Source organism: Actinomycetota bacterium (assembly GCA_030682655.1).
In the GTDB taxonomy this organism is placed as follows: Bacteria; Actinomycetota; Coriobacteriia; order Anaerosomatales; family JAUXNU01; genus JAUXNU01.
The window spans coordinates 1-12,053 of record JAUXNU010000007.1 but is presented as its reverse complement, the minus strand read 5'-3'; the positions used below and the strand labels follow the sequence as shown (position 1 = coordinate 12,053).

5 protein-coding genes are annotated in these 12,053 nt (G+C 63.6%); 4 read left to right on the top strand and 1 reads right to left on the bottom strand.

The window, feature by feature from the left end:
- Nucleotides 1-537: 537 nt before the first annotated feature.
- From Q8K99_00320 to Q8K99_00305, 4 genes are all read left to right on the top strand, one after another.
- Nucleotides 538-3,504, top strand: a complete 2,967-nt coding sequence (locus tag Q8K99_00320) for an SNF2-related protein (protein MDP2180999.1) — start codon at nucleotides 538-540, stop codon at nucleotides 3,502-3,504.
- Nucleotides 3,505-3,529: 25 nt separating this feature from the next.
- Complete coding sequence (locus Q8K99_00315; protein ID MDP2180998.1) at nucleotides 3,530-6,751, top strand: site-specific DNA-methyltransferase; 3,222 nt, start codon at nucleotides 3,530-3,532, stop codon at nucleotides 6,749-6,751.
- Entirely contained in the window at nucleotides 6,751-7,863 is a 1,113-nt protein-coding gene (locus tag Q8K99_00310) for a Fic/DOC family N-terminal domain-containing protein (protein ID MDP2180997.1), read from the top strand. Before Q8K99_00315 ends, Q8K99_00310 begins: the two co-directional genes overlap by 1 nt.
- Before the next feature lie 124 nt (nucleotides 7,864-7,987).
- Nucleotides 7,988-11,236 (top strand): DEAD/DEAH box helicase family protein, encoded by a 3,249-nt coding sequence (locus tag Q8K99_00305; GenBank protein ID MDP2180996.1) that lies wholly within the window; start codon nucleotides 7,988-7,990, stop codon nucleotides 11,234-11,236.
- 41 nt (nucleotides 11,237-11,277) lie between these two features.
- On the opposite strand, the gene Q8K99_00300 is transcribed toward Q8K99_00305, so the two are convergent.
- The gene (locus Q8K99_00300; protein MDP2180995.1) at nucleotides 11,278-11,841 is read right to left on the bottom strand and encodes a transposase; all 564 of its coding nucleotides are present in this window, start codon (nucleotides 11,839-11,841) and stop codon (nucleotides 11,278-11,280) included.
- Nucleotides 11,842-12,053 lie beyond the last annotated feature (212 nt).

Sequence of the window (12,053 nt, the reverse complement as noted above, 5' to 3'; positions counted from 1 at the left end):
AGGGGATCGCCGCACCGTTCGACTGGAAGTTCACCCGCGACGACCTCGCCGAACTCATGGCGAAGCTATCGGATACGGCGGTGCGGGCCGCGGCGTGAGGAGGGACGGTTACGTGAGCGAACTTACGGTTTGGAGTACTAGACGCGCGCTTACTGGAGTCGCATAACGTGATCGAGGATCTCTCCGGAATATGGCGCCCGCCCGCATGCATGTCGTGGCCTACCTCGCTGGCCCGAGGTTGCCCGTCATGAGCCCCCAGACGAAGCCGGAGAGCTCGCGCGCGGTGGCGACCACGGCCGTGTGCGCACCCTTCCTCGCCGCCACCCTGCGGTACGTGGCGTTCAGGCGGCACTGCGCGGCCCAGGAGGCAGCACCGCCACGGCGATCGTGTTCTTGTGCACGTCGAGTCCGATGTGTGTAAGCTCATTCGTGGCCGGTCCTTCCGTCTGTCGGCGCCGCGGGCCCGTTCCTCGCGGACGATCCACGTATACACGGATCGGGCCGGCCATCTCATAGTGACTAGCAGGACGCGTTCATATGCAGTTCAGAAAGCCGCGCGCGGCACCGCAGACCGGAGTCGAGTGTGAGAGGCACGTGCTGAAGACCCGGATCACTCCATATCACGCGAAGTACTACGCCTTCGACCTCACGAGGCGCGCTCCCGAGGGTCTCGACCGGCTTTCGTCCGCGTTGTTCGACGCTTCGGTCGACCTCAATCCACATCAGATCGAAGCAGCGCTGTTCGCCTTGGAATCCCCGCTGTCCAACGGCGCCCTGCTGGCTGATGAGGTCGGTCTGGGCAAGACCATCGAAGCCGGCATCGTCCTGTGCCAGTTCTGGGCCGAACGCCGGCGCCGCCTGCTGGTCATCTGCCCGGCGTCGCTACGGAAGCAGTGGGCGCTCGAGCTCGAGGAGAAGTTCAACCTCCCCGCGTTCATCTTGGACGCGAAATCGCTGAGGCAGGCCGTCGCGCAGGGGCGAGATCCGCTGTCCCAACACGGCGTGACCATCATTTCCATGCCGTACGCGGCGCGCCTGGAGGACCGCATCCATGCCGTCGACTGGGACCTTGTGGTGATCGACGAGGCGCACAAGCTGCGTAACGCCTACCGGCCCAGCAATCGCACAGGGCGGGCGATTCGCCAAGCGACCGCCGGCCGACGGACGCTCCTGCTTACCGCGACGCCGCTGCAGAACTCGCTGCTGGAACTGTATGGGCTCTCGACGCTCATTGACGAGCGACTCTTCGGTGATGTCGACTCGTTTCGCTCCCTTTACACGAACGCCGGCGGCGATCTTGCCGGCCTGCGCCGACGGCTATCGAGCTTCGTGAAGCGGACCCTGAGGAATCAGGTCATCGAGTACATCCGCTACACCGATCGCCTGCCCATCACCGTGCCCTTCAGTCCTACCGATCACGAGCAGGCGCTATACGAGGCGGTGACGGATTTCCTCGAGCGGCCGGACAGCTACGCGCTGCCGGAGCGGCAACGCCACCTCACGGCACTCATCGTGCGCAAACTGCTCGCCTCATCTCCGGTGGCCATCGCCGCCACGTTGGACACGTTGCGGCTGCGGCTGGAAGCCATGCGCGACAACCGCAGCACGACCACCGGCGCCGAACTGGCTGAGATGCTGATCGCCGGCGAGGAGGTCGAGGAGGAGTTGCTCGAGGAGTTCTTCGGCGAAGAGGTCGGCGATCTCGATGAGTCGCCCGACGGCGAGCAGGCCGAGCAGATCGACCGCGTGCGTCTTGCCGAGGAGATTGTGGAGCTCGACCGGCTGGCCGGGTGGGCGCGCAGCATCACCGAGGACACGAAGGCCCGCGCGCTTCTCACCGCGCTGTCGAGCGGTTTCGCGAAGCTAGGCGAGCTGGGCGCGCAGCGCAAGGCACTCGTGTTCACCGAGTCACGTCGGACACAGGACTACCTGGCGGCGTTCGTAGCATCGCACGGGTATGACGGCCGCGTCGTCGTCTTCAACGGCACGAACAGCGGTCCGGACACCGCGCGCATCTACCAGTCCTGGCTGGCGCAGAATGCGGACTCCGGGCGAGTGACCGGCTCCCGAGACGTCGACGTCCGCACGGCGCTGATCGAGCACTTCCGAGACCATGCGGACGTGATGATCGCGACCGAGGCAGGCGCTGAAGGAATCAACATGCAGTTCTGCTCGCTGGTGGTGAACTACGACCTGCCGTGGAACCCGCAGCGTATCGAGCAGCGCATCGGCCGCTGTCACCGTTACGGGCAGAAGCACGATGTCGTCGTAGTCAACTTCCTGAATGAGCGCAACGACGTCGATCGTCGCGTTCTGCAGCTACTGTCGGACAAGTTCCGCCTCTTCAGTGGAGTGTTTGGGGCGTCAGATGACGTGCTTGGGGCTATTGAGTCGGGTGTCGACTTCGAGCATCGGATACTCGAGATCTACGAGCAGTGTAGAACCGCCGAGGAGATCGACGCAGCGTTCGCGCGGCTCCAGTCTGAGCTTGACGAGCAGATTCGCGGACGATTGGATGACACGCGCAAGCTACTGCTGGAGCACTTCGACGAGGATGTTCACGAGCGACTTCGGCTGAGGCTGGCGGATACGCAGGCCCAGCTCGACCGCGTGGGGAGGCGCTTCTGGTCGCTCACGCGCTTCATGCTTGAGTCGTACGCGCGGTTCTCGGACGGCTCGCTCACGTTCGACCTACTGAAGCGCCCCTACGACGACGCTCGACTCGGGCGGTATCACCTGATCTCCAAGAATGAGCCCTCAGGTGAGGCGCACGAGGATCAAGCGCACGACGCGTACTTGTACCGGCTCTCTCACCCCCTGGGGGAGCACGTCATCGAGCGGGCTAAGGATCTTCCCACCCCGCAGGCGTGCATTGAGTTCGACGTGACCGGTCATCCGGCCCGTATCAGCTCCGTTGAGGCGTTGCGAGGCCGTCGTGGCTACCTGACGCTGCAGCGACTCTCCATCGACAGCTATGAGCTCGAGGAGCATCTGCTGTTCACCGCGGTGACAGATGCTGGCGAGACCCTCGACGCGGAGACCGCGCAGAAGCTCTTCGCCGTGGGCGGTCGTGTGCTCGAGGCAGGCCCGACCCCGCAGCGGACGCGCGCCATGCTCGAAGCCGAGTCTCGCCGACATGCCGATGCCACGATCAGCCGGTCGCTCGAGGCCAACAGCCGTCACTTCAACGAGGCTCGGGAGCGCTTGGAGCAGTGGGCCGACGATATGGTGGTGGCCACCGAGAAAGCGCTCAAAGACACCAAGGAACAGATCAAGGCGTTGCGCCGGGATGCGCGTCAGGCCGAGTCGCTGCAGGCGCAACACGACATCCAGCAGCGGCTCCAGCAGCTCGAGCGCAAGCAGCGCCGGCAGCGCCAGGACATCTTCCGAGTCGAGGACGAGATCATGGAGAGGCGCGATGCGCTCATCGATGAACTGGAGTCCCGACTTTCGCAGCGAACCGTGTCAGAGCCCTTGTTCATCATAGAATGGACCGTAGTCTAGGCCCGGAATCGAAGGAGCCGCCTGAATGAGTGCCCGCTACGACCGCTTGATCGCCAAGCTGCGCGAGCTCTTCCAGCTCGACCAGCCGGAGCTCGACTTCGGCATCTATCGCATCCTGCACGCCCGCAGCAGCGAGATCACGGCGTTTCTCGAGAACGACCTCTTGCCGCAGGCTAAGGATGCGCTTGCCGCCTACCAGCCGGCCGACAAAGCAGCGCTTCAGGCTGAGCTCGACGAGGCACTCACGCAGGCGACGGCGCTGGGCGCGAATCCTGACACTCTGCCCAAGGTTCAAGAGCTGCGGTCGCGCTTGGAGAACGAGGCCGTGGACATCGGCGCGCTCGAGGCCGACGTGTACGATCACCTGTACCGCTTCTTCTCGCGGTACTACCAGGAGGGCGACTTCATCTCGCTGCGCCGCTACAAAGAGGGTGTCTATGCGATCCCGTACGAGGGCGAAGAGGTCAAGCTCCACTGGGCCAACCACGACCAGTACTACATCAAGACCGCCGAGTATCTGCGCGACTATGCGTTCCGCCTGCGTCCTGACGACGCTGCGGACTCGATGCGTGTCCACTTCAGGCTGGTCGATGCGGCGGAGGGCGAGCACGGCAACGTCAAGGAGACCCAGGGCAAGAAGCGCGTCTTCGTGCTGGCTGCAGATGACATCATGGCCGAGGAACCGGGTGAGTCCGGCGCAGCCGAACTCGTCGTCCGCTTCGAGTACCGCCCAGCGACCGTGGCCGACTGGCCGGATGCAGTCCGAGACGGCAAGGACAAGCCGCCGGCGCAGAAGGACCTGCTCGGTGCAGCAGTGGAGCGTGTGCTCGCGACCGATGATCCGGCGCTTGCGCGTTGGCTATCTGCGCTTGGTGAGAGGCACACGAAGGCGGACGGCTCGCTGGCCGACTACTCACGGCTGCGCGCGCACCTGGATCGCTATGCGGCGCGCAACACCTTCGACTACTTCATCCACAAGGACCTTGGCGGCTTCCTGCGTCGCGAGCTCGACTTCTACCTCAAGAGCGAGGTCATGCGTCTCGACGACGTCGACGAGGAGAGCGCCCCGCGCGTCGAGCAGTACCTGTCCAAGATTAAGGTCATCCGCCGTATCGCGCTCAAGATCATCGAGTTCCTGGCCCAGCTCGAGGACTTCCAGAAGAAGCTCTGGCTCAAGAAGAAGTTCGTGACTGAGACGAGCTGGTGCGTCTCGATCGCGACGATTCTCGGGATTCAGGATGCCGCGGTGCGAGATGAGCTTATCGCCGAGGCTGCAGGGAACGACGCACAGCGTGCCGAGTGGGTGCAGCTCCATGGCCTCGACAACCTGGAGGCGAACCTCGAGCGACCGGCGTACTCGGAGCCGCTGAGCCCGGAGTTCGTTGCAGCCTACCCCACGCTCATGATCGACACGCGCCACTTCAACGAGGAGTTCGTCGCACGGTTGCTCGATGCGCTTGGGGATCTCGACAGTGTCACCGACGGGACACTGTTCCACAGCGAGAACTTCCAGGCGCTCTCTCTGATGCAGGCGAGATACCGCGAGCAGGTCAAGTGCATCTACATCGACCCGCCGTACAACACGGGCAATGATGGCTTCGCCTACAAGGATCGGTATCAGCACTCGAGCTGGGTTTCTCTTCTCGCGGATCGGATCTCAGCTTCCGTGCCCACTCTGACAGATGACGGAGTTGTGTTTGTGTCTGTCGACGACACCGAAGCGCACCGGCTCCGGCTCGTGGTGGAGGAGCTTCCGGGAAGCACCGCGCTGATTTCGCAGCTCGTCTGGAAGAGTCGGCAGTTTCTTGATAGTCGCGCAGTGACGGGCGTGTCGAACGACCACGAATACGTCTTGGCCTTTGGCCGCTCAGAGAGATCGCGATTCCGAGGGGCAGAGAAGGATCTGTCGAAATACAAGAACCCGGACAACGACAGCCGGGGGCTGTGGATGAGTCGAAGTATCTTGGGGTTGGCGACCGCGGAGCAACGCCCGAATCTCCACTACGAGATTACCGATCCCGGCACTGGGCACAGGCACCCTTGTCCGACACACACCGGTTGGCGGTACTCGCCCAGCCGAATGAAGGCCCTCGTTGCCGAAGGGAGGATTCTTTTTCCCGGAAACCCAGAGGGTCGGCCACGAGAGAAGGTCTTCCTGCAGGAATTGAAGGATGAGTTCACGGGCTTCTCCTCCGTAGTCGGCGGTGTCTTCACCGCTCATGGGTCGGAGGAGATTCGGAATCTGTATGGTTCGCTCGAAATGCAATTCCCGAAGCCGAGTCGTCTCTTGGGCATGCTGCTGGAACAGGTGGCGCTACGAAGAGACGTCGCTTTGGACTTCTTTGCCGGCTCCGGCACGACCGGCCACGCCGTCATCAACCTCAACCGCGAAGACGGCGGTTCTCGCAAGTTCATCCTCGTCGAGATGGGCGACCACTTCGAGACGGTGCTCCTTCCCCGCCTGAAGAAGGTCACGTTCGCCCCGGAGTGGAAGGACGGCAGACCGAAGCGCCTCGCCGCGCCGGAGGAGACTGCACGCTCACCGCGTGTCTTCAAGGTGCTGCGCCTCGAGTCCTACGAGGAGACGCTCAACAACCTCGTGCTCCAGCGCGGTGAGGCGCAGCAATCGCTGCTCGACACGCCGCCGGCGCAGGGGGCGGGGGGCATGAAGGAGCAGTACCTCCTCGGCTACATGCTTGATGTCGAGAGCCGTGGGAGCGCTTCGCTCTTGACCGTGTCGGAGTTCGCGGATCCGCGCTACTACGCGCTCAAGGTCAAGCGACCTGGCTCGGATGAGAGTCGTGAGGTGACCGTCGATCTGATCGAGACGTTCAACTGGCTGCTCGGTCTCACGGTGCGCCATATCGCAGCGCCTCACACTTTCTCGGCAGCCTTCAAACGCGACGATGAGGGTCGGCTGCGTTTGAATGGGCGCCTCGCGCAGGAAGCCGATGGCCGCTGGTGGTTCCGCACGGTCGAGGGTGAGACGCCCGACGGACGCAAGGTGCTCGTCATCTGGCGCACGCGCCCGGGCGGGGACGAGGCCGACGGCATCGAGCAGGACAACCTCGTGCTCGATGAGTGGTTCACCAAGCAGGGCTACTCGGCCAAGGACAGCGAGTTCGACCTCATCTACGTCAACGGCGACAACAACTTGGAGAACCTGAAGGACGCCGATGATCGTTGGAAGGTGCGCCTGATTGAGGAGGAGTTCTTCCGGCTCATGTTCGACGTGGAGGACGTGTGATGGGAGCGGTCCACTACCACGAAGGGCGTTTCCCGCCGCGGCAGATCGACTGGGAGCGACTCATACCGCTGGTGGGCCCGTCCTCGGCCGCGGTGGCGCGTTTCGACGGCCTGCTGCGTGCGATGCCCAACCCGGACGTTCTTCTTTCGCCGCTCACCACGAACGAAGCGGTGCTCTCCTCGCGCATCGAGGGCACGCAGGCCACGATGGGTGAGGTTCTGGAGTACGAGGCCGGTCGGAAGGCGGCGCACGAGGCGCGGCGCGAGGACATCCAGGAGGTGCTCAACTACCGTGCGGCCGTGCGAGAGGCGCAGCGGCAGCTTGAGACGATGCCGCTGTCGGGGAGGGTCATCAAGGAAGCACACCGCGTGTTGCTCGAAGGTGTACGCGGGACCTACAAGTCACCCGGGCGCTACCGCACGGACCAGAACTGGATCGGCGCGCCGGGCTGCACCATCGAGACGGCTCGTTTCGTGCCCGTCGACCCTGACCGGCTTGAGGACGCCATGGCGCGCTGGGAGCAGTACCTGCACGCCGAACAGCCGGACCGCCTCGTCCAGCTGGCTGTTGTCCATGCGGAGTTCGAGGCGCTGCATCCGTTCCTGGACGGCAATGGCCGCGTGGGCAGGATGATTGTTCCGCTGTTCATGTGGCAGGCCGGCCTCATCCATCGCCCCATCTTCTACATCAGCGCCTACTTCGAAGCTCGACGTGATGAGTACTACGACCGCCTGCTCGCTGTCTCCCGCGACGACGATTGGACCGGTTGGTGCGCCTTCTTCCTCGAGGGCGTGCGCGTACAGGCGGAAGACAACCTCGCCCGAGCAAGCGCGATTATGCGGCTCTACGAGGAGATGAAGGTGCGGCTGCCTGAACTCACCAGGTCGCCCCAAGTGATTGGTGTCCTGGATCTCATCTTCCAGTTGCCGGTCTTCTCCAAGAGCGACTTCGTCAATCGGGTGGGAGTGTCTGAGCCGGCCGCCCGACGGTTGCTCAAGGTGCTGAGAAATGCCGATATCGTGAGCGAGGTCGAAGCGGCGGCAGGTAGTCGTGCGGGCGTCTTTGCCTTCGAGGAGCTCCTTGATGTGGCGGAGGGGGCCGCGAGATCATGATGAAGTCCTCCGCCCCTTCTGCCAGTTGGTACGGCACTTATATTACGCAAGTGACGCACAAACTGATTTGTCGCTCACAAGTGACGCACAGCGACGAACGCCCGGCCTCCATGGGAGGTAAGTGATGGCGCGCGCCACGCGTCAGCCGCAGCTGCCGTTCGAGCGCAAGCTCGTCGTCAACGAGTGGATGCTCTCGCTCTTCGGCGTGTCGTGCTTCGAGGAGCTGGCCGAGCACCTGCGCGACGAGCGTCTCGAGGGGCTCGACGGGGATAACATCCATCTCTTCCATCACGAGCTCGCGCTGCGCATCCCGGCTGAGCAGCGCCCGGAGTTGCCCGACGAGGTGTTGCTCGACTACGACCAGAACATCGTCCGCCACACGCAGCGTCTCAGCGAGCGGCGCATCGCTCGCGGCGACGACGCGATCACCTGGAAGTACTTCCAGTACCTCGCACTCCTGTTCACGGAGGTCTACCTCGACCGCTACTTCCGCGATCCGGCCGCGCTGCTCGCGGCGCTGGATGCTCAAGTGGCGTCGCACAACGATCGCGTCACGGCGGCCGACGACCGGGTCGGCCCCTTCGACCTGACCGCCGACGCCGCGCCGCAGCTCAACAAGATCGCGTTCTGGATGGCGACGGGCAGCGGCAAGACGCTGCTCATGCACGTGAACACCCTCCAGTACCGTCACTGGTTGGAACGTCACGGCCGGGCCTCTGACCTCAACCGGGTAATCCTCCTCACACCCAACGAGGGCCTTTCCAAACAGCACCTGGGGGAGTTCGAGACGTCAGGCATCCAAGCCGAGCTGTTCACCAAGGACGGGCGCAGCCTGTTCGCGGGCAAGTCCGTCGAGATCATCGACATCCACAAGCTCAAGGAGGACATGGGCGACAAGACCGTCGCGGTCGATGCGTTCGAGGGCAACAACCTCGTTCTAATCGATGAGGGGCATCGTGGAGCATCGGGCGGCGAGGAAGGCGCATGGATGCGCTTCCGTAACGCGCTGTGCGAACAGGGTTTCTCGTTCGAGTACTCGGCCACCTTCTCTCAAGCGGTGAAGGGTTCGGCGAAGCTAACCGACACGTACGCCAAGAGCATCCTCGTGGACTACTCGTACAGGTACTTCTACGGCGACGGCTTCGGCAAGGACTATCACATCGCCAACCTCGAGGACGACGCAGATCGCGAGTGGATGGACTCGTACCTCACGGCGTGCCTGCTCTCGTTCTACCAGCAGCTCCGGTTGTACGGTCACCACGCCGACGAGTTCAGACCCTTCAACCTTGAGAAGCCCCTGTGGGTGTTCGTGGGCGGCAGCGTGAACGCTGTCCGCAGCGAGAGCCGTCGCCAGGTATCCGATGTGGTCGAGATCCTCGAGTTCCTCGTGCGCTACCTGGGTGATCGACGGGCGAGTGTTGAAAGGATCCGTCGCATACTCACGGGCGGCCTTGTCACACGTGGCGGGAAGAACCTCTTTGCGGGGCGCTTCAAGCACCTCGATGTCGAGGGCGTGACTCCCGAGCAGGCCGTTGACGAGGTATTGGGGCTGGTCTTCAACGCGCCCGGAGGCGGCACGCTGCACATGGAGAACCTGAAGGGCGCCGATGGCGAGATCGCCCTGAAGGTGGGTGAGAACGAGTCGTTCGGCGTGATCAACGTCGGTGACGACGCCAAACTCACGAAGCTGTGCGTGGAGCGTGGGCTCGACGCGATCGACCGCGATTTCGCTGGTTCGTTGTTCCACTCGATCAACAAGCCGGAATCGACCATCACCATGCTCATCGGCTCAAAGAAGTTCACCGAGGGCTGGAACAGCTGGCGCGTGAGCACGATGGGTCTCATGAACGTGGGCCGAGGCGAGGGCGCGCAGATCATCCAGCTGTTCGGTCGCGGCGTGCGCCTCAAAGGGTACGGCAGGAGCCTGAAGCGGAGTTCGCGGGCGATGTTGCCGCCCGGGGTGCGGCCACCCGTGCACATCGAGGCACTCGAAACGTTGGGCATCTTCGGCGTAAGGGCCGACTACATGGCCCAGTTCAGGGATTTCCTGGAGAAAGAAGGTCTGCCCGCCGACGATCGCGTCGAAGTCATCATCCCCATCGTGCGGACCGTGCCATCGCGTGACTTGCCGACGATCCGTCTCAAGGACCGCATCGGTGGCGTGGTCGCCGGATTCGGCGATGCCTTCCGGTGCCTCGGCCCTGTGCCTACGCTTGCCCCGCCAGACCCGGTTGCACGACCCGGGACCGAGTGGCTGCAGGACAACAAGGTGGTCGTGAACTGGTATCCCAAGATCCAGGCGATGGGGTCGGTTGCCGCGCCGGACGAGGACGGCTGGCAGCCGGAGGAGGCATTCTTCACACACGAGCATGTCGCGATGCTGGACTCGGATGCGCTGCACTTCGAACTTGAACGCTTCAAGGCGGAACGCGGATGGTACAACTTGAACCTGCCGCTCGGCGCAGTCCGCAATCTGCTTGCGGACACGACGTGGTACCGGTTGCAGATCCCGTCGGCGCAGATGACCTTGGATTCGATGGACAAGGTCCGCTTGTGGCAGGAGATTGCGGGGGTGCTGCTCAAGCGCTATGTCGAGCGCTTCTACACGTTCCACAAGCATGCGTGGGAGCTCCCGCACCTCGAGTACCAGCCGCTCGGAGAGGATGACCGCAACTACCCACGTGTGAGTGAGGACCCGCCCGTCGATGGATATCGTGTCGTCATTGATTCGACGGAGACCGAGACGATCGCGCGGATAGAGGGTCTGCGGGATGCAATTGAGCGGGGTGACTATCGCCCGTGGGAGTATCGGGGATTCAAGGCCATCTGGTGCGAAGACCATCTGTATCGACCGCTGCTGTTCGCGGAAGGAAGCGGTTCGGTCGAAGTGACACCCGCTCCGCTCAACAAGGGCGAGCGGAGGTTCGTGGATGATCTGAGCGCGTTCGTGGCAGCCGATCGAGCCAAGGGTTCGGGCGGAGTGCTGCACGGCAAGGATCTCTACCTGCTGCGCAACCAGAGCCGAGGTCGGGGTGTCGGCTTCTTCGAAGCTGGCAACTTCCACCCCGACTTCATCCTGTGGCTCATCGACGGTGAACAGCAGCACGTCGTGTTCGTGGATCCCAAGGGAGTCCGCAACGTGCCGGTATCAGACCCCAAGGTGCGGTTCCACGAATCGGTGAAGCGCATTGAGGAGCGGCTCGGCGACCCCGACATCTCGCTGCACTCGTTCATCGTGTCGAACACCCCAGCGTACGTGGTGGAGCGCATGTGGGGGATGAAACGGGCTGACATCGAGGCGAAGGGCGTTGTCTTTCAGGAGGACGACGGATACGTGGGTGCAATCGTCAGTTGCTATAGGAGCGCCTGCTAACCCTCAGATCGAGCGGACAACGCTTCGCGTTGCCGCTCATCTCAAGGGACGTTCAGGCGTGTGACGGGTCCGGCGAAGGGCTCGGTGAGCGCGATCTCCTCGATGCGCCTGCCCATCGCGGAGAGCTGCGCGTCACGCACGAAGTAGGCGGCGACGAGCTGCTCAAACGCTTCTTGGGCGGGAGGCTCGTCGAAGCGAAGAGCGCGCATCCAGACCTCGAAGCGGACCGACCACTTGTCACTTCCATTCGGATAGCGCTTGCCGTAGCGCATGAGGAAGCTTCGGATCCTCTGCCGGGCGATCCGGCGGTCGGACTTGACCTCCTCGCGCACGCGGATGAGGTCGCGCACGGCCTCCTCGGCGTTCGTGGGGACGCGGACGCACGTGAGCTCGCCTGCGCGGTGGAGCCTCGCGAGGTTCCTGGCGTCGATGCGGTCGGTCTTCACGCGCGCGCCGCTCCTGCGCGGGATCAGCGAGGGCGCGATCACGTCGCACTCGATGCCGAGCGAGGTGATCAGCCGGTGGGTGTCGTACCCTGTCGGTCCCGCCTCGTAGCACGTGCGGAGCGCCGACGGGTCTTCGTAGCGGCGCAGCAGCCTGCGCACCGCCTAGGGGGTGTTGGGGATCACCCGCTCGTCGACCTCGGTGGTGCCGACGCGCAACACCGCCACGGCGATCGTGTCCTTGTGCACGTCCAGTCCGATGTGTGTAAGCTCATTCATGGCCGGTCCCTCCGTTTGTCGGCGCCGCGGGCCAAATCCCGCGGACGATCCACGTATACACCGGATCGGGCCGGCCATCTCATAGTGACTAGGCA